The sequence below is a fragment of the Pseudomonas sp. PIC25 genome (assembly GCF_002286785.1).
In the GTDB taxonomy this organism is placed as follows: Bacteria; Pseudomonadota; Gammaproteobacteria; order Pseudomonadales; family Pseudomonadaceae; genus Pseudomonas_M.
This window is the reverse complement of the sequence record NZ_MUJY01000112.1, coordinates 1-16471: the sequence shown is the minus strand read 5'-3', so window position 1 is coordinate 16471 and position 16471 is coordinate 1. Positions and strand designations below refer to the sequence as shown.

The window sequence follows — 16471 nt, the reverse complement described above, 5'->3', positions numbered from 1 at the left end:
GAGCTGGCTGGGGTTGCCGCCGGTGACTTCGTTGAGGATCAGGCCCGCCGCCTGGCCCTGGAGGTTCGCGTTGCCGAGGATGATGCCGCCAAGCTGGGTGCTTTGCGTGGCGCGGGTGGCGTTGTTGAGAATCAGGCCCTGCTGGCCAACGTTCAGCTCGCTGAATTTATTGTGGGAGAGGCCATTGCCGTTGGGTTTGGCGATGTTGACCACCGGACGCCGTTGCCCGCCTGGGTCAGCGTGGCGCCGCTGCCGGCCGCTACCGCCAGGTCCGCCGCGGTGGCGACGAGGGGGTTGAGGAACAGTACGCCGCTGAGGATGAGGGCGATGGTCTGGAAGAAGGGGCTGCGGACGTCCATGTGGGCGCTCTTCTGAAATCGACGAGCGCGCGATTCTCGGAAGGGCGGATGGACAGGACAATCGGGAAAGTCCTACTAGCGAATGGGTTTTTCTGCTTTTGTGGGAGACCTCTCGGCGGGTTTGGGGGCGGATGCAAAAAAGCCCGGTCCAACTGCCCCGGGCTTTTCTACTGCGGCGACCGCCGCGGCTTACACCACACGATGGCGTTCCAGCAGACGGTCGGCACCACCTTCGGCGACGCGATTGGCGCCGGTGCGGTCGAAGCCATCTTCGGCAACGCGGTTGTCCTGGGTGCGGTCGTAGCCGTCTTCGGCGACACGGAAGCGTTCCAGCAGGCGGTCGGAGCCACCCTCGGCGATGCGGTTGGCGCCGGTGCGGTCGAAGCCATCTTCGGCCACGCGGTTTTCCTGGGTACGGTCATAGCCGTCTTCCGCGACGCGGTGACGCTCCAGCACACGGTCGGAACCGCCTTCGGCGAGCCCGCCGCCCAGGGGCGTACGGTCGAAACCGTTTTCCTTGAGGACTTCGCTGCCGCCCTTGGCTTCACCCAGCAGGGGTTGCGGTTGGGTTTCCGGCAGAGCGAAGGCTTGTGCCGCGACGAGGCTGAAGGCTAGGCCGAGGATCAGTTTGCTGTTCATGTTGGGCCTCCATGGAGGGAATCGAGTGAGTACGCTGCATAGGCTACTCGCGCAGGAAAATTGGAGAAGAAGAACGGGCTGATAGTGGAAATCGACGCGAGTGATTGAAGGCGAAACCCTTGTGTGGCGCGGTTTTCAGCGAGATTTGCGGTGTGGCTAGAGGGTTGTCCGGTCGGACAGGTTTTGCTGGCGCGGGGCCATCGGGCGGGCATGAAAAAGGCAGCCCGAAGGCTGCCTTGGGGGTATCGCGAGGGGAGTGGTCAGTGAGCGACTGCGCCGGAAGCGCCGTAGCCGGTCTGCGAGCGAATGAACTGCGGCAGGAAGCGCGCACGTTCTTCCTCGGCGGCGTTCGACTTGTCGGTGACGGAGAAGAACCAGACACCGGTGAAGGCGACGATCATCGAGAACAGCGCCGGATACTCGTAGGGGAAGATCGCCTGGGCATTGCCCAGCACCTGCACCCAGACGGTCGGGCCGAGGATCATCAGGGTCACCGCGGTGATCAGGCCCATCCAGCCGCCGATCATCGCGCCGCGGGTGGTCAGGTTCTTCCAGTACATGGAGAGGACCAGCACCGGGAAGTTGCAACTGGCAGCGATGGAGAAGGCCAGGCCGACCATGAAGGCGATGTTCTGCTTCTCGAACAGGATGCCGAGGACGATCGCCAGCACCCCAAGGGCGACGGTGGTGATCTTCGACACGCGCAGTTCATCCTTCTCGTTGGCCTTGCCCTTCTTCAGCACGCTGGCGTAGAGGTCGTGGGAGACCGCCGAGGCACCGGCCAGAGTCAGCCCGGAGACCACCGCGAGAATGGTGGCGAAGGCCACGGCCGAGATGAAGCCGAGGAACAGGCTGCCGCCCACCGCGTTGGCCAGATGCACCGCGGCCATGTTGTTGCCGCCGAGCAGGGCACCGGTGGCGTCCTTGAAGGCCGGGTTGGTGCTGACCAGCAGGATCGCGCCGAAGCCGATGATGAAGGTCAGGATGTAGAAGTAGCCGATGAAGCCGGTGGCGAAGAACACGCTCTTGCGCGCTTCCTTGGCGTCGGCGACGGTGAAGAAGCGCATCAGGATGTGCGGCAGGCCGGCGGTACCGAACATCAGCGCCAGGCCCAGGGAGATGGCCGACAGCGGGTCTTTCACCAGGGTGCCGGGGCTCATGATCGCTTCGCCCTTGGCGTGCACCTTGACCGCTTCGGCAAACAGGGTGCCGAAGTCGAAGCCGACGTGCTTCATCACCATCAGGGCCATGAAGGACGCGCCGGAGAGCAGCAGAACGGCCTTGATGATCTGTACCCAGGTGGTCGCCAGCATGCCGCCGAACAGCACGTAGAGCACCATCAGGATGCCGACCAGCACCACGGCGACGTGGTAGTTGAGGCCGAACAGCAGTTCGATCAGCTTGCCGGCGCCGACCATCTGCGCGATCAGGTAGAAGGCCACTACCACCAGCGAGCCGCTGGCCGACAGGGTGCGGATTTCCTTCTGCTTGAGGCGATAGGAGGCGACGTCGGCGAAGGTGTACTTGCCCAGGTTGCGCAGGCGTTCGGCGATCAGGAAGAGGATCACCGGCCAGCCGACCAGGAAGCCGATCGAGTAGATCAGGCCGTCGTAGCCGGAGGTGAACACCAGCGCGGAAATGCCCAGGAAGGACGCCGCCGACATGTAGTCGCCGGCGATCGCCAGGCCGTTCTGGAAGCCGGTGATACCACCGCCGGCGGTGTAGAAGTCGGCGGCCGAGGTGTTGCGCTTGGACGCCCAGTAGGTGATGCACAGGGTGGCGCCGACGAAGGCGATGAACATCACGATGGCGGAAACGTTCAGCGGCTGGCGCTGCACCTCGCCTTCGAGGGCGCCGGCGGCCCAGAGGGACGGAGCCAGCACGAGCAGGGCAAGGCCGGAAAGCAGGCGGGCGATCATTGCTTCACCTCGTCGAGAATGGCGGCGTTGAGTTCGTCGAACTCGCCGTTGGCGCGGTAGACGTAGATGCCGGTGAGCACGAAGGCGGCGAGGATCAGACCGACGCCGATGGGGATGCCCCAGGTGGTGGTGGAATCGGGGCTGATGCGCGTGCCGAGCACCTGGGGCTCGAAGGCGATCAGCAGGATGAAGGCGAGATACAGGCCGAGCATCACGGTGGACAGCAGCCAGGCGAAGCGCTCGCGCTTGCCGACCAGCTCCTGGAAGCGCGGATTGCTTTGAATGCGCGCGTAGATGGGATCTTGCATGGGGGTGGACCTCCACTTGTACTTGTGGAGGCCACTCTATAGGGTCCCGCTCCGGCTTCCAGGCGACTTTAGTCGGGACCAGACGTTAGTCGTAGCCGCTCTGCAAAAGGCATTTGCGGGCTTTCGACGACTCAGCCGAGGCCGTCCAGCAGGCTGGCCATGTCGTCGGCGTGTTCTTCCTCCTGGGCCAGGATGTCTTCGAAAATGCGCCGGGTGGTGGGGTCGTGCTCGCCGAGGTATTGGACGATCTCGCGGTAGCTGTCGATGGCGATCCGCTCGGCCACCAGGTTCTCGACGATCATCTCGCGCAGGTTGACGCCTTCGACGTACTGCGCGTGGGAGCGTTGGGTCAGCCCTTCAGGGTTGAAATCCGGCGCTCCGCCGAGCTGTACGATGCGCTCGGCCAGGCGGTCGGCATGCTCCAGTTCCTGTTCGGCATGTTCGAGAAACTCGTCGGCGGCGACGCTGGCCTTCAGGCCGCTGGCCATGTGGTAGTGGCGGCGGTAGCGCAGGTTGCAGACCAGTTCGGTGGCCAGCGCTTCGTTGAGCAGCCGCAGCACGGTCTCCCGGTCGGCGGCGTAGCCTTCGGTCACCGCACCGTTCTCCACGTGCTGGCGGGCGCGTTCGCGCAACGTCTGGACGTCGGTCAACTGCACATAGCTCATGTTCCTTTCTCCTCGGCTACAGGTTCGAAAAGTCCGGCTCTTTCGGCCGGTCTCAAACGGCAGGATCAGCCGCGCGGGCTGCTCCTGCCGCGCGGTTGTCCGGCGGGACGCGGAATGGTCTGCCGGTCGGGTGGCAGGGGCGCATGGGCATCGCCCGGCAACAGGTCCGGCTGGTTCGGGTCGGGGCGTGGGGCCGGTGCATCGGGTGTCATGGTCCCTCCTCGGGCGCGGCCTGGCCGGGTCCGTTCTGGGTGGCGATGCCCGATCAGCTCAGCGCGCGGATCAGTTCGTCCTTGCGCATCTTCGAGCGGCCGCGCACATCGCGTTCGCGGGCGCGCTGCATCAGTTCGTCGCGGGTCATGTCAGTGAGCGAGGTGCTACGCGACTTGGAGCGCGAACGGGCCGATGCCGAGCCGCGATTCGGCGAGTGGCCGTGCTTGGTGGCCACCGCTCGGCGGGCCGAATCCTTGCGGTCGGCGCGCTTGGCCGTCTCGCTTTTCTTCCGCCCGGAACCGCCTTTCTCGCCGCCGCCGGATTGCTTGTTCACCGTCGCCCAAGCGCGCGCCTCGGCCTCGCCTTCGGAAACGCCACGCTTTTCGTAGCTCTCCTCGATGTGTTCGGCCTTGCGCTTCTGTTTGTCGGTGTACTTGGATTTCTCACCCCGTGGCATGGGAAGTCTCCTCTGCAAGGGAGTACATAGGGTTCGACTGCCCGCTGCCGTAAAGTTTCGCGCCGGCCGCCCGGTGGTGGGTGCGGCCGGCGCGGCGTCGTCAGGTACGGGCGGCGCGCTCGTGGCGTTCCATTTCTTCGCAGGTCATGAAGCCCTTGCCGTCGACCACACCGGAGGCGTTGAAGCTGACGTGGTAGGGCTGCTGGTGGCCGTCACGGTTGAGAACGTAGTTGTTGCAGGTCCCTTCGACGTTCGTGCGCTGCATCTCCGTCGAAGGCGGGCCGCCGATTTCGCGGACCTGTTGTTTGCTCATGCCCTTGTCCACCTGCTTGACCAGGGGCTCGTTGCGGAAGGTGACGTAATCGACCGGGTTCTCGACCTTGGTGGCGCAACCCGCCACCGAAGCCAGCACCCCTGCCGCCAGAAGAAGTGGCTTGAACATGTCGTGGCTCCTCTCGTGAGCATCGTTGGGTGACACCTTTTGGAGCCGGGACGGCTATTGGAAGTTCGTCGCAGTCGCCAGGATCGGGGGCCGCACGTATGCTGTGCGGCCCTCTGTTTCGCGCCTTGCACGCGGAGCGGGGCCTCATGTTCAGTAGTCCGGGGAGCGTGTTTCCATGGTGGCGGTACAGGCGATTCTGCCGATCTTTGGCCTGATTGTGCTGGGTTATCTGCTCGGCTGGCGGCAGTGGTTGAACACGGAGGCGGCCACCGGCCTGGCCAGCATCACCTTCAAGCTGTTCATGCCGGCCGTGCTGTTCGTCGGCATCGCCAAGGCCTCGTTGGGCGATGGCCTGTCGCCGTTCCTCCTGCTGGCCTATTTCGCTCCGGTGCTGGCGGTGTTCGGGCTGGTCAATCTGGTTGCCCATCGCCTGCGTGGCGGCGCTACGCCGCTGGGCCTGACCGCCGCCTATTCGAACAACGTGCTGGTGGGCATTCCACTGGTGACCACGCTGCTCGGCGTGGAAAACCTCGTCTACGTCTTCGCCATCCTGGTGTTCCACAGTCTGGTGCTTTTCTCCCTGCACAGCTTCTACGCCGCGTTCGGCGGCAGCGAGCGGGTGGACGGGCGCGCCTTGCTGAAGAACCTGGCCAACCCGCTGATCATCGGCCTGTTGCTGGGGGCTTTGCTCAATCTGTCCGGCGTGGCGCTGCCGGATTCGCTGTGGCGGATGTTCACCTGGCTGTCCCAGGCCGCCTTGCCCTGCGCCCTCATCGTGTTGGGCATCAGCCTGTCGCGCTATCGCCTGCGCCCGAGTGCGGCGGTGCTGGCGCTGACCACTGCCAAGCTGTTGCTCTTCCCGCTCATGGTGTGGTGGCTGAGCGGCCTGCTGCCGGGCCTCAACCAGGCGGCGCGGACGGTGCTGGTGCTGATGGCCGCCTGCCCCACCGGGGTCAACGTGCTGGCCTTCGTCAAGACGCCGGAAGACAGCCGCACGGTCAGCTCGGCGGTATTCCTCTCCACAGTGTTGGCGGCCGTCACCCTGCCGCTGTGGATGTACGCGATCGGGTCCTGATGCGTTGCCCCTGTGTCTTCGTGTATCGATGGCGGCGAACCCTGGCAGGAGCGGGCGGGTCAGAACAGAGACAGCGCCAATCGAGGAGAACACTCATGCTGAAATTCATCGGTGGCACCGCAGGCGTCATTTTCATCATCGGTCTGATCGTGGTGATTGCCCTGTTCAAGCTGCTGTTCTGATCCCTTCGTCTCAAGGCAGCATCATTCACGATCACCCAGCGCCGCCGCTCGGCGGCGTTGGCTACCGTGGCCAACGATGCGGGCGTAACGCGGTCCGATGACGGTAACCGGTCTTTTCGGAGCGACGAGATGGCGCTGAACGCGAAAACCCGTTTTCCCCTGGTCCTGGTCCATGGCCTGCTCGGTTTCGTCCGGGTGGCCGGCTATCCCTACTGGTTCGGCATCGATAGTGCGCTGCGGCGGCACGGCGTGCAGGTGTTCCTGCCACGGGTGTCGGCGGTGCACTGCAACGAGCTGCGTGGGGAGCAATTGCTCGAGCAGATACCTGCGATCCTCGCCAGCAGCGGCGTCGAACGGGTACACCTGATCGGCCACAGCCAGGGGGCCCTGACCGCCCGCTACGTGGCGGCTCGCCGCCCTGAGTGGGTCGCGTCGGTCACCTCGGTGGCCGGGCCCAACCAGGGCTCCGAACTGGCCGATTACCTGCAGTTGAAGCTGGGCCTGAATACCCCGCGCGAACGCTTGTTCCGAAGTGCTATCGAAGGTGTGGCGAAGCTGATGGATCGCCTGGACCGCCGCGATGAGCGCATTCGTCTGCCCCAGGACGTGCTCGCTTCGCGCCAGGCGTTGACCCAGCAGGGCGTGGCGGCCTTCAACGCCAAGTACCCCCAGGGCCTGCCGAAGGTGTGGGGCGGCGAGGGGCCCGAGGAGGTGAACGGCGTGCGCTATTACTCCTGGTCCGGGACCTTGCAGCCGGCGACCGATCGCGGACGCAACCGTTTCGATGCCTCCCACGCGTTGTGCCGGCGACTGTCGCGCTGCTTCCAGATCGAGAAGGGGCAGAACGACGGCATGGTCGGGCGTTTCAGTTCTCACTTGGGCAAGGTGATCCGCTCGGACTATCCGCTGGATCACCTGGACATCATCAACCAGACCGCCGGCGCCGTCGGCCAGGGCATCGATCCGGTGGCTCTGTTCGTCGAGCATGCGGCGCGCCTGCGCGAAGCGGGGCTGTAGCGGATCAGTAGGCACCGTCCAGTAGCGGCTGGAGGCGTGCGCGCATGTTGCGCCAGTGCGAGCCTTCCCAGTACAGCCGGCCGCAGACGACGCCGAAGTCGCGCCGACGCCGTGCGGCGGGAAGAAAGTCGTTGAGTTCCTCGTAGAAGCGGAAGGTGGCGTGGATCATGGCCGACGATCAGACCACGCGGAAGTTCTTGAACTGCCACGGGTCCGTGCGATCCAGGTCCTCCTCGAACAGGTGATCGCGGTCCTGCAGGGGTGTCCAGTCGCTGTACACGCCCACCACTTCGCCGAGGTACGGCCGGCAGAGATCGAGCAGGATGGCGTAGGGCAGTTCATCCGGCTCGACGATGCCCCGGTCGGGGTGGCGCATCGCCCAGATCACTCCGGCCATCACCGCGGCGGTCACCTGCAGGCTGGTGGCGCTGTTGTGGGGGCAGAGCGCACGGGCTTCGGCGATCGACAGGCGCGAGCCGTACCAGTAACTCCGGCGCCCATGGCCCATCAGCAGCACACCCAGTTCGTCGCGGCCGTCGGCGATGTCTTCTTCGAGGATGCGCTGGCGCTCCTGCAGGTGCCAGTTGCGCCCCGCCAGTTCGTGGAGGGAGAGCACCGCGTCGTCGCACGGGTGGTAGGCGTAATGCACGGTGGGCCGGTACTCCGGCTGGGCACCTTCGCCCAGGGTGAAGTAATCGGCGATGGAGATGGACTCGCTGTGGGTCACCAGGAAACCCAGTTGCGGCCCGGCCAGGGGTGTCCAGCTCCTGACCCGAGTGTCGGCGCCGGGGCGTTCGAGGTAGATCGCCGACTGGCTGCCACTGTCGTGGCGATGAGCATCCGTCGGGAAATGCCGCTCATGACTGCCCCAGCCCAGCTCGGCTGGCTGGCAGGCTTCGCCGACGAAGCCGGCTACCGACCAGGTATTGACGAACTCGCCCATGGCCTTGGGTTGCCGGGCGCGCTGGGTGTCGCGCTCGGCGATGTGGATGGTACGAATGCCCAGGCGCTGGGCCAGCCGTGCCCAGTCTTCGCGCCGGGTCGGGGCGGCCTGGGGTTGGCCGAGGTCGTCGGCGATGTTCAGCAGCGCTTGCTTGACCAGATGCGAGACCAGGCCGGGGTTGGCACCGTGGGTGATGATCGCGGTCGGCCCGCCGGGCGACTGGCGGCGCAGATCCAGTACCGCCTCGCGCAAGGCGTAATTGGAGCGCGCGGCAAGTGGCAGGCGGCTATCCGTGTAGCCACCGGCCCAGGGCTCGATGCAGGTATCCAGGTAAAGCGCGCCGCACGCGCGGCAGAGGTCGATCAGCGCGACGCTGGAGACATCCACCGAGAGGTTGAGCAGAAAATCGCCGGCTCGCAGACGGGGCTTCAGCACCTCGGCATAGTTGTCGCGGGTGAGACCGAGCGTGAGGTGTTCCACCCCGTATTCTCGGGCGACCTGTTCGCCGTCGTCATCGGCGCTGACGATCAGGATCTGCTCGGGGTGCAGGTCGATATGGCGCAGCAGCAGCGGCAGCACGCCCTGGCCGATACTGCCCAGGCCGACCATCAGCAGGCGGCCATGGAACCGCAGGGTCTTGCCGGTCTCGTTCATGGCGCTCCCAGGACGACAGAAAGCCATCCGTCATGAATGCCGGGGTGTGGTTTTCACCTTAGACCATTCATCCAGGGGCTGCGTCTCGGCCATCGGTCCGGCGAGCGATGGGATGAACGAGGGAAGGGCTCAGTCCGACTCTTCGGCCGCCTGTTGCAGGCGTTGCATGCTCTGCGCGTTGGCGTGTTCCACCTGCTGCTTGAGCTGGTCCATCTGCTGTTGTGCCTGCTTGGCCTGTTCCGCCTGCAGGGCGGCGGTGGTCGCGGTTTCGCCGGCGCCGCAACCGGCCAGCGACAGCACGACGGCCAAGGGAATGAGACGGTGAAAGGAAGGCATGGCAGAACCTCGAGAAGCGACGGGACAGGTCGGAACGCTAACGCTGTCCGTCGCCGCAAACCATGAACGGCCACGCATCCTGGCGCGGATCAATAGATCGGGATGTACAGGTCCACTTCCGAGGCCGGGTCGTCGGGGGCGATGAAACGCTCGTCGTAGCGCTCGAAGGTCACCCCTTGGCGGGGCTCCAGACCCAGTTCGGCGAGGCGGCTGGCGTAGATCGCCTGGAAGCTCTCGCCGATCCCCTCCACCGTGCCTTTGTGGGTGAACACCGCATATTTCTGTGCCGGCACCTCGAAGCGCTGCATGCCTTCCGGCACCGAGTGTTCCGGCTCGACGCCGAAGCCGGCGACGTAGTGCATTTCGCCGGGGGCGGTGAGTCGGCACAGGCCATAGGCGATCCGTGGTTCGGAGACACCGGCGATCTCGCTCTCGCGGGCGACGAAGCGTTGCCAGAGAAGACCGATGTCGCCGTTCATCGGGTCTCCCTGGTATTCCATGCCCACGACGCTGAAGGCGGGCAATTCGACGATGCGTGAAGCCATGCTGCGATCCTCCCTGGATCAGTCGGTGAGGCGGCAAGCGTAGCGCATCGGTGGAGGGCGCGCGCTGCTGGCAATCAGCCGTAGCGCTTCTTCGCCTCGATGGCCAGGCCGCTGCCGATGCTGCCGAAGGTGTCGCCTTCCACCGGACGGGCGTTGGGCAGCATCGCCGCAATGCCCTGGCGCAGTGCCGGGATGCCGCTGGAACCGCCGGTGAAGAACAGGGTATCGACCTGCTCCGCCGTGACGCCGGCGCTGGTCAGCAACTGGCTGACGCTGGCGCGCACGCGCTCCAACAACGGTTCGATGGAGGCTTCGAACAGGTCGCGGCTCAGCTCGGCGGCGAGGCCGTCCTCGATGCGGGCGAGGTCGATGCGCTGCCGGTCGCTGTCGGTCAGGGCGATCTTGGCGTCTTCCACCTGCATCGCCAGCCAGTGCCCGGCACGCTGTTCGATCAACTTGAACAGGCGGTCGATGCCGGTGGGGTCGACAATGTCGTAGCGCATGCTTTTCAGCGCCAGTTGCGACTTCTGTGCATACACCGCGTTGATCATGTGCCAGGTGGCGAGGTTGAGGTGGAAGCTGGTCGGCATCAGCGCCTCGCTCTTCATCCTGCTGCCGTAGCCGAACAGCGGCATCACGCCCTGCAGGCTGAGCTGCTTATCGAAGTCGGTACCGCCGATATGCACGCCGCCGGTGGCGAGGATATCGCTTTGCCGGTCCGCCACCTGGCGGCGCTCCGGGGAGAGGCGCACCAGGGAGAAGTCCGAGGTACCGCCGCCAATATCGACGATCAATACCCGCTCTTCCCGCTGGATCACGGATTCGTAGTCGAACGCCGCGGCGATCGGTTCGTACTGGAACGACACCTCCTTGAAGCCGAGCTTGCGGGCCACACCCACCAGGGTGTCCTCGGCTTCCTGGTCGGCCACCGGATCGTCGTCGACGAAGAACACCGGACGACCCAGCACCGCTTCTTCGAACGGCCGATCCGCCACCGCTTCGGCACGCTTCTTCAGCTCGCCGAGGAACAGCCCGAGGATTTCGGTGAACGGTAACGCACTGCCCAGCAGGGTGGTCTCGCTCTTCAGCAGCTTGGAGCCGAGCAGGCTCTTCAGCGAGCGCATCAGCCGGCCTTCATAGCCCTCCAGGTACTCGTGCAGGGCGAGCCGGCCATAGACCGGGCGGCGCTCTTCGAAGTTGAAGAACACCACCGAGGGCAGGGTGATCTTGTCGTCTTCCAGCGCGATCAACGGATCGGTATCGGGGCGCAGCCAGCCGACGGTGGAGTTGGAGGTACCGAAGTCGATGCCGCAGGCACGGGCGGGAAGGGCTGTGTTCATCGTTCGCGGGTCCGGCAAAAAAACGGCCGCGCAGTGTATGCGAGGAGCAGGGCCGGGTGCACGGCCCTGCTGTCGCATCGGGGCTTCGGCATCGAATGGCTTCTGTCGTCGGGGCCAGGCAAACCGCTGTGCCCGAAGGCAGTCGAAAGCAGAAGCGGCCAAGCCTTTTCGGAACGGTCGGTATCGGGGGCTGGCCTATGGCCGGGTATTTCGTATCTACTGCCGGGACCCGGATAGAAAGATCGCGGCCCGACTGGGCCCACCTCACTGCACTTGGAAAAGCTGTCATGCAGAAAACTTCGCACCACGCCTTGCGCCAATCGTTCCGTTCCCTGCTCGAATCGAGCGCCTGTTACCACACCGCTTCGGTGTTCGACCCCATGTCCGCGCGCATCGCTGCCGACCTTGGCTTCGAGGTCGGCATTCTCGGCGGATCGGTCGCCTCGTTGCAGGTGCTGGCCGCACCGGACTTCGCCCTGATCACCCTCAGCGAGTTCGCCGAGCAGGCCACCCGCATCGGCCGGGTCGCCCGCCTGCCGGTGATCGCCGACGCCGATCACGGCTACGGCAATGCCCTCAACGCCATGCGCACCGTGGTCGAACTGGAGCGCGCCGGCGTCGCCGCGCTGACGCTGGAGGACACCCTGCTGCCGGCGCAGTTCGGACGCAAATCCACCGACCTGATCCCGGTGGACGAAGGCGTCGGCAAGATCCGTGCGGCCCTGGAGGCGCGCGACGATTCGGCCTTGAGCATCATCGCCCGGACCCATGCCGGCGTGATCGGCACGGACGAAGTGATCGAGCGCTGCGTCGCCTACCAGAGCGCCGGCGCGGATGGTATCTGTCTGGTGGGCGTCAACGACTTCGAGCACCTCGAAGCCATTGCCGCGCACCTGCGCATCCCGCTGATGCTGGTGACCTACGGCAACCCGGCGCTGCGCGACGACGCCCGCCTGGCGAGCCTCGGCGTGCGTATCGTGGTCAACGGCCACGCCGCCTACTTCGCGGCGATCAAGGCCACCTACGATTGTTTGCGCGAACAACGCCAGGTCGCCGCCTCCGACCTCAACGCCACCGAGCTGACGCATAAGTACACCCAGCCCGAGGACTACATCGTCTGGGCGCGGGAATACATGGACGTGAAGGAGTAACGGCGCGAAGGCGACGCACGGTTGTCCCGCAACGCCGCGCCCTCTTGAAAACTGCGGCGTCGCCGGCCATATCTGCTCTTGTCAGACCGTCGGGAGAAAGCCATGGCCACCGGTTGGGCGCATGACGGCGCCGTCCAGGAACAGATCGACAGCACCATCGACGATGCCGTGCAGCGTGCCCGCAGCCAGCTCCCGAAGGGCGAGAGCCTGAGCCACTGCGAGGAATGCGGCGCGAAAATCCCCGAAGCCCGCCGCGCGGCCGTCCCCGGCGTGCGTCTGTGCATCGCCTGCCAGAGCGAATACGACAGGGAGCAACAAGCCTTTGCCGGCTATAACCGGCGTGGGAGCAAGGATAGTCAGCTCAGGTAGTGGCGAGTCGGTTGGCGCTGCTCGTACATGATGTCGGTTCGCAGCACGTACTTCACCCCGGCATCGAGAGTCCTTCCCTGGTGCATCATCAGGTGCGGAAACACCAGCGCCATGCCTGCTTCCGGCTTGACGATATCCCACTTGAACTCGGTCTCGCCGCCTTGATAGCCATCGTTCAGATAGATCAGAAACGTGTACTGACTGATTTCGTCGTCGGTACGGCGGTAGAAGCCGTCCTTATGCCATGTGAAGAATTGGCTGGGCACATAGCGGTAGAAACGGAACCGTTCGTTGAAGCCCGACAGGCGCCAATCGGGTGAGTCATCCGGCAACAGGGGCCGGGCACGTTCGAACAGATGCTGTGCCAGGGCTGGGTCGTCGAAGATCACCCGATCATTGTTCCTCACGTCCTTGATGAGTTCGGCGCCGTTCCGTGTCTGGATAGCCGCCTCCTCGTAACCCATGCGTTGGCTCAGGGCGATGTACTGCTCACATTCGCTTGGCGAGAGAAAATCCGGCAGCGTGAAAATATCTGCGCCGTAGTCGATCCGTTTCATGGAGGCGTCCTTTTCGAAAGCGCAAGCGTATGCGGTGCAGGACGGGTTGGGCGCGTCACGGCTTCGATACGGTGGGCGTGCGATGAACCGTCGAATACGGCCATTCCTCCGGCCGCTGCACATGGCCGTGCCTCACCGGGTTGGTGTGAATGAGCGCAGTGTGGTGCCGCAGCTCTTCATCGTTTCGAATCGGGCGGAGTCGGTAACTGTCCTTCCAGACGCTACGCTCGCGTTGCAGCCGTCGGGACAGGCGAATCGGTTTCAAGTGGGGCACTCGTCGGCTGAATTCGTCCTGGATCATTCCCCAACGCAGGGCATGCTCGTTGTCGTCCTCCGGCAGCCGCCATAACGCATGCAAATGGTCCGGCAGTACCACCATGGCCAGGATTTCGAAAGGATGCGCCGTTCTGACCTGGCGCACTGCGTTGCGCAGGATGTCGATGTGGTCGGTCAGCAGGGAGAGCGAAGGATCGGCCAGATGGACCGTGAAGAAGAACGTGCCATCCGGCACGGAAGCGTGTCGTTCACGCATGGCTGCCATCCTTGGCGTTGGAAAATGCCTGGTGATTCTAGGAAGGCATCGCCGTGCGGTTCGTAGGGGCGGGTCACTTCATGAGTGTGGTGTGATCGACAAAAACGCAGTTCTCCGCACCCACCGGCGTGTCGGGCCGGTGGAGCATGATTACTGTTTGGCCAACTCGGCAATCTCCTTCGCCGACAGCGGGCCGCTGTAGAGGCGGAAGTCATCGATCCGGCCTTTCAGGAAGGGATCGGCGCTGTACTGGGAGCGGCCCAGCCAGTTCTGCCGGGTCTTGCCAAGGCGGAAGGGGGCGAGGGTGAAGTCGCCGCTGCCAACCTTGGCGCCATCGACGTACAGCGTGCCGACGTTGCCTTCCTGGGTGACGGCCAAGTGCACCCAGCGGCCGGTGGCGATGCCACCGCTGGTTATCGTCTGGTCCGCGTAGCCGCTGATGCGGGTGATAGCGTACTGCGCGCGGGAAGGGGCGAGGGCCATGTAGCGCTGGTCGCTGTCGCCGAAATCGAACAGGCGGGCCCAGGTACGCGCTTCGTCGAGGTACACCCAGGCGGCCACGGTATAGTCCGCCAGATTCGCGGCGATGCCCGTCGACAGGCTCGCATAGTCGTCCGTGCCGTCCAGTTCCAGGGCCTGCCCCAGGAGACCGGTGCCGCGGTGGGCGCCGTTATGCAATTGACCGATCTGGCTGCCGTCCACCGCGTTGCTCAGGGTGTCGTTGCTGGCCTCGTCGAAGGTCAGGTGCACTTTGAGACGGGGGCCGACCTCGGCTTTCGCGGTGTTGGAAGGGGCGCTCTCGCCCTGGCTCGAAATCGCCGTCACCTGGTAGTAGTAGTCCCGCCCCGGCACGACGGCGGTGTCGGTGAAGGTCTGGTCCTGGCCGGCGGTACGAATGGCGATCCGTGTGAAGGGGCCGGATGCCGAGGTGGCGCGCTTGAGGTAGTAGCTTTCCGCGCCGGTCGCCCCCCACCAGGAGAGGATCACCGAGCCGGCGTGCAGTTCGCTGGTCAGGCCGCGCGGTGCGCCGCCGGGAGGCATGGGATCGCGGCTTTCGGTCAGCGTGCCCCAGCCCACTTGATCACCGTTGCCGTATTTTTCCGGGCGTGTCGCCTGGGCCATTTTCTCCGACCAGGGCGCGGCGATGCCGATGCGGTTCTGGTACTGGTTGTAGATCAGCTCCCAGGCGGGACGCCGGTGGCCGCGTGCGGCGTCGGAAATCACCGTTTGAAGACCGGCGCTCCGGCAGTTCGGGCCGTAGGGAACGAAGGGCACCTCTTCCATCAGGTTATAGCGGGCGATGTATTCCGAGGCGGCGAGCAGCCGGTAGTTGTCGTAGGCGAACAGGTCTTCGTTCTGGCTCCAGGCCATCCGTGCGATGGTACCGAACAGGGCGACGCCAAGGGTGGTATGGCCCTGGTCGCGACCGCTTTCCTGGAACTGCCCGAGGTTGCCGGCGTGGAGGTAGTACACCAGGTTGTCCAGTGCGCCGTTGCCTTTGCCGTAATAGAGGTAATCCAGCGCTTCCTGGTAGAGGTCCTCGCGGTCGGCATACACACCGATGGCCAGCACGTTGGCGATGTTCGCCAGGTCCCAGTTGGCCCAGTAGTTGGAGATGCAAGCACCGTTGTGATTGACCAGGAAGTCGTGGCTGAGGGGGTAGAAGATGTCCAGCAGCATGCTCTTGAAGCGGGCGCGGTCCTCGGCCGCCCAGCCGTCGTAGGTACGCATGATCTCGCCGACGTTGGCGAACTGGTAGCCGTAGAGACCTGCCGCCAGGAAGCGGTCGGCGTTGCCGGTGATGGCGGTGAGGGTCGAAGACCAGGCATTGAGGAATTCCACCGCCCGTTTGGCGTAGGCCTCGTCGCCGGAGATCTTCCAGCGCAGCGCCAGGCCGTAGGCGAAGCGCAGTTGGCTGATGACGCGGCCGAAGTTCTGTCCGTCGCCGCCACGGACGATCACCGACAGCGGCGCGGGTTTCGCCCCCAGGCTGGAGGAACCGTCGGTGATCAGGCCCTCCCAAGCACTGGCCCAGGGCTCCTCGCCTGCCTGGATCTTGCTGCGCATGCGCTCGAAATCTGCTTCGGTGTGCAGCAGGCCGGGATGAATGAAGCCGGAGGTCGGATTGGGCGACGTAGTGACGGGCGTGCCGGGTTCTTCGGTGGCCGGGGTGCTGGGTTCCGGGGTGGGCGTGCCCGGTACCGCTGGTGTAGTGACGGCGGGCGTGGACGTGCTGGTGGAGGGTTCGCTGGCCGCTGTCGTGACTTCGGTTGTGGTCGACGAGCGCGACGAGCCGGACGACGATTTGAACAGGCAGCCGGAGAGTCCCAGCGACAGACTGGTGCTAACGGTCAGCGCCAGCAGGAAGGACGGAAAACCCGGCAGGATGTTCATGGTGCAACGACTCCACCTGTAATTCAGCCTCCCCTGATATCACCGATGCCGGTGGATTGCTTTCTTGGTACACAGGACTGCTGGATCAGTCACACAAGGACTGTCGAATCTGCGGCAATACGCCGGAATAAGAAGGGGGATCGGGAACTCGCGCTCTGGGTTTGGCGTCGGGCGAATTCATTCGCCTCTACGGGTGCTCTGCAGGAGCGGGCCCTGCTCGCGAACCGGACCCCACCACCGCATCGCCAGCAGAGCTGGTTCCTACGAAAAGCCACGGGGCGAATTCATTTGAACTTGGGAAACCACGTCCTTAGGACGTGGTCATGAGTCACCGGCTCTGCCTGTGACGATTTGAGAGGCTCATGTTTAGTCCT

19 protein-coding genes and 1 pseudogene are annotated in these 16471 nt (G+C 64.8%); 4 read left to right on the top strand and 16 right to left on the bottom strand.

The genetic code is table 11. The features are described from left to right. From BZL41_RS13530 to osmE, 8 genes and pseudogenes are all read right to left on the bottom strand, one after another. Window positions 1–359: pseudogene (locus BZL41_RS13530) on the bottom strand (hypothetical protein); the annotation flags it as partial. A 189-nt stretch (window positions 360–548) separates the two neighbouring features. Then, on the bottom strand, window positions 549–998 hold the full coding sequence (locus BZL41_RS13525) for a phage infection protein (RefSeq protein ID WP_095599778.1): 450 nt from the start codon (window positions 996–998) through the stop codon (window positions 549–551). A 260-nt stretch (window positions 999–1258) separates the two neighbouring features. After that, window positions 1259–2917, bottom strand: a complete 1659-nt coding sequence (locus BZL41_RS13520) for a cation acetate symporter (RefSeq protein ID WP_095599777.1) — start codon at window positions 2915–2917, stop codon at window positions 1259–1261. Next, window positions 2914–3225: a DUF485 domain-containing protein gene (locus tag BZL41_RS13515; RefSeq protein ID WP_095599776.1), complete on the bottom strand. Its 312-nt coding sequence runs from the start codon at window positions 3223–3225 to the stop codon at window positions 2914–2916. The genes BZL41_RS13520 and BZL41_RS13515 overlap by 4 nt, the downstream gene beginning before the upstream one ends. Window positions 3226–3356: 131 nt before the next feature. After that, entirely contained in the window at window positions 3357–3890 is a 534-nt protein-coding gene (locus tag BZL41_RS13510; RefSeq protein ID WP_095599775.1) for a bacterioferritin, read from the bottom strand. 65 nt (window positions 3891–3955) lie between these two features. Further along, window positions 3956–4102: a hypothetical protein gene (locus BZL41_RS28535; RefSeq protein WP_168190996.1), complete on the bottom strand. Its 147-nt coding sequence runs from the start codon at window positions 4100–4102 to the stop codon at window positions 3956–3958. A gap of 53 nt (window positions 4103–4155) precedes the next feature. Then, window positions 4156–4560: a Rho termination factor N-terminal domain-containing protein gene (locus tag BZL41_RS13505; protein WP_095599774.1), complete on the bottom strand. Its 405-nt coding sequence runs from the start codon at window positions 4558–4560 to the stop codon at window positions 4156–4158. Window positions 4561–4660: 100 nt separating this feature from the next. Further along, on the bottom strand, window positions 4661–5002 hold the full coding sequence (gene osmE, locus BZL41_RS13500) for an osmotically-inducible lipoprotein OsmE (RefSeq protein ID WP_095599773.1): 342 nt from the start codon (window positions 5000–5002) through the stop codon (window positions 4661–4663). A 175-nt stretch (window positions 5003–5177) separates the two neighbouring features. On the opposite strand from osmE, the gene BZL41_RS13495 reads away from it, so the two are divergent. Further along, complete coding sequence (locus tag BZL41_RS13495; protein ID WP_095599772.1) at window positions 5178–6077, top strand: AEC family transporter; 900 nt, start codon at window positions 5178–5180, stop codon at window positions 6075–6077. 311 nt (window positions 6078–6388) lie between these two features. Continuing rightward, on the top strand, window positions 6389–7276 hold the full coding sequence (locus tag BZL41_RS13490; RefSeq protein ID WP_095599771.1) for a triacylglycerol lipase: 888 nt from the start codon (window positions 6389–6391) through the stop codon (window positions 7274–7276). 4 nt (window positions 7277–7280) lie between these two features. Here BZL41_RS13490 and BZL41_RS29440 read toward each other — a convergent pair whose 3' ends face one another. From BZL41_RS29440 to BZL41_RS13465, 5 genes are all read right to left on the bottom strand, one after another. Beyond that, window positions 7281–7445 carry a Mut7-C RNAse domain-containing protein gene (locus BZL41_RS29440; protein ID WP_095599770.1) on the bottom strand — a complete coding sequence of 55 codons (165 nt, stop codon included), beginning with the start codon at window positions 7443–7445 and terminating at the stop codon, window positions 7281–7283. Between the two features lie 9 nt (window positions 7446–7454). After that, window positions 7455–8873 carry a homospermidine synthase gene (locus BZL41_RS13480; RefSeq protein WP_095599769.1) on the bottom strand — a complete coding sequence of 473 codons (1419 nt, stop codon included), beginning with the start codon at window positions 8871–8873 and terminating at the stop codon, window positions 7455–7457. Between the two features lie 129 nt (window positions 8874–9002). Then, a complete protein-coding gene (locus BZL41_RS13475; RefSeq protein ID WP_095599768.1) occupies window positions 9003–9209 on the bottom strand; it encodes a hypothetical protein in 207 nt (68 codons plus the stop codon). 89 nt (window positions 9210–9298) lie between these two features. Further along, entirely contained in the window at window positions 9299–9754 is a 456-nt protein-coding gene (locus BZL41_RS13470) for a GyrI-like domain-containing protein (RefSeq protein WP_095599767.1), read from the bottom strand. Between the two features lie 74 nt (window positions 9755–9828). Beyond that, window positions 9829–11094 carry an Hsp70 family protein gene (locus BZL41_RS13465; RefSeq protein ID WP_095599766.1) on the bottom strand — a complete coding sequence of 422 codons (1266 nt, stop codon included), beginning with the start codon at window positions 11092–11094 and terminating at the stop codon, window positions 9829–9831. A gap of 287 nt (window positions 11095–11381) precedes the next feature. On the opposite strand from BZL41_RS13465, the gene BZL41_RS13460 reads away from it, so the two are divergent. Next, on the top strand, window positions 11382–12245 hold the full coding sequence (locus tag BZL41_RS13460) for an oxaloacetate decarboxylase (RefSeq protein WP_095599765.1): 864 nt from the start codon (window positions 11382–11384) through the stop codon (window positions 12243–12245). A 102-nt stretch (window positions 12246–12347) separates the two neighbouring features. Beyond that, window positions 12348–12614 (top strand): DksA/TraR family C4-type zinc finger protein, encoded by a 267-nt coding sequence (locus BZL41_RS13455; protein WP_095599764.1) that lies wholly within the window; start codon window positions 12348–12350, stop codon window positions 12612–12614. Here the strand turns inward: BZL41_RS13455 and BZL41_RS13450 are convergent. The 3 genes from BZL41_RS13450 to BZL41_RS13440 form a co-directional block, all read right to left on the bottom strand. After that, window positions 12602–13171 carry a 2OG-Fe(II) oxygenase gene (locus BZL41_RS13450; RefSeq protein ID WP_095599763.1) on the bottom strand — a complete coding sequence of 190 codons (570 nt, stop codon included), beginning with the start codon at window positions 13169–13171 and terminating at the stop codon, window positions 12602–12604. The two genes, BZL41_RS13455 and BZL41_RS13450, sit on opposite strands and share 13 nt — an antisense overlap. A gap of 55 nt (window positions 13172–13226) precedes the next feature. Further along, complete coding sequence (locus BZL41_RS13445; RefSeq protein WP_168190995.1) at window positions 13227–13703, bottom strand: transposase; 477 nt, start codon at window positions 13701–13703, stop codon at window positions 13227–13229. Between the two features lie 150 nt (window positions 13704–13853). Further along, entirely contained in the window at window positions 13854–16097 is a 2244-nt protein-coding gene (locus BZL41_RS13440; protein ID WP_218224513.1) for a LamG-like jellyroll fold domain-containing protein, read from the bottom strand. Between the last annotated feature and the right edge of the window lie 374 nt (window positions 16098–16471).

Excerpts from the sequence above, each read along its gene's own strand:
- BZL41_RS13525 (WP_095599778.1), bottom strand. The coding sequence starts at position 998 with ATGAACAGCAAACTGATCCTCGGCCTAGCCTTCAGCCTCGTCGCGGCA.
- BZL41_RS13520 (WP_095599777.1), bottom strand. The coding sequence starts at position 2,917 with ATGATCGCCCGCCTGCTTTCCGGCCTTGCCCTGCTCGTGCTGGCTCCG.
- BZL41_RS13515 (WP_095599776.1), bottom strand. The coding sequence starts at position 3,225 with ATGCAAGATCCCATCTACGCGCGCATTCAAAGCAATCCGCGCTTCCAG.
- BZL41_RS13510 (WP_095599775.1), bottom strand. The coding sequence starts at position 3,890 with ATGAGCTATGTGCAGTTGACCGACGTCCAGACGTTGCGCGAACGCGCC.
- BZL41_RS28535 (WP_168190996.1), bottom strand. The coding sequence starts at position 4,102 with ATGACACCCGATGCACCGGCCCCACGCCCCGACCCGAACCAGCCGGAC.
- BZL41_RS13505 (WP_095599774.1), bottom strand. The coding sequence starts at position 4,560 with ATGCCACGGGGTGAGAAATCCAAGTACACCGACAAACAGAAGCGCAAG.
- osmE (WP_095599773.1), bottom strand. The coding sequence starts at position 5,002 with ATGTTCAAGCCACTTCTTCTGGCGGCAGGGGTGCTGGCTTCGGTGGCG.
- BZL41_RS13495 (WP_095599772.1), top strand. The coding sequence starts at position 5,178 with ATGGTGGCGGTACAGGCGATTCTGCCGATCTTTGGCCTGATTGTGCTG.
- BZL41_RS13490 (WP_095599771.1), top strand. The coding sequence starts at position 6,389 with ATGGCGCTGAACGCGAAAACCCGTTTTCCCCTGGTCCTGGTCCATGGC.
- BZL41_RS29440 (WP_095599770.1), bottom strand. The coding sequence starts at position 7,445 with ATGATCCACGCCACCTTCCGCTTCTACGAGGAACTCAACGACTTTCTT.
- BZL41_RS13480 (WP_095599769.1), bottom strand. The coding sequence starts at position 8,873 with ATGAACGAGACCGGCAAGACCCTGCGGTTCCATGGCCGCCTGCTGATG.
- BZL41_RS13475 (WP_095599768.1), bottom strand. The coding sequence starts at position 9,209 with ATGCCTTCCTTTCACCGTCTCATTCCCTTGGCCGTCGTGCTGTCGCTG.
- BZL41_RS13470 (WP_095599767.1), bottom strand. The coding sequence starts at position 9,754 with ATGGCTTCACGCATCGTCGAATTGCCCGCCTTCAGCGTCGTGGGCATG.
- BZL41_RS13465 (WP_095599766.1), bottom strand. The coding sequence starts at position 11,094 with ATGAACACAGCCCTTCCCGCCCGTGCCTGCGGCATCGACTTCGGTACC.
- BZL41_RS13460 (WP_095599765.1), top strand. The coding sequence starts at position 11,382 with ATGCAGAAAACTTCGCACCACGCCTTGCGCCAATCGTTCCGTTCCCTG.
- BZL41_RS13455 (WP_095599764.1), top strand. The coding sequence starts at position 12,348 with ATGGCCACCGGTTGGGCGCATGACGGCGCCGTCCAGGAACAGATCGAC.
- BZL41_RS13450 (WP_095599763.1), bottom strand. The coding sequence starts at position 13,171 with ATGAAACGGATCGACTACGGCGCAGATATTTTCACGCTGCCGGATTTT.
- BZL41_RS13445 (WP_168190995.1), bottom strand. The coding sequence starts at position 13,703 with ATGCGTGAACGACACGCTTCCGTGCCGGATGGCACGTTCTTCTTCACG.
- BZL41_RS13440 (WP_218224513.1), bottom strand. The coding sequence starts at position 16,097 with ATGAACATCCTGCCGGGTTTTCCGTCCTTCCTGCTGGCGCTGACCGTT.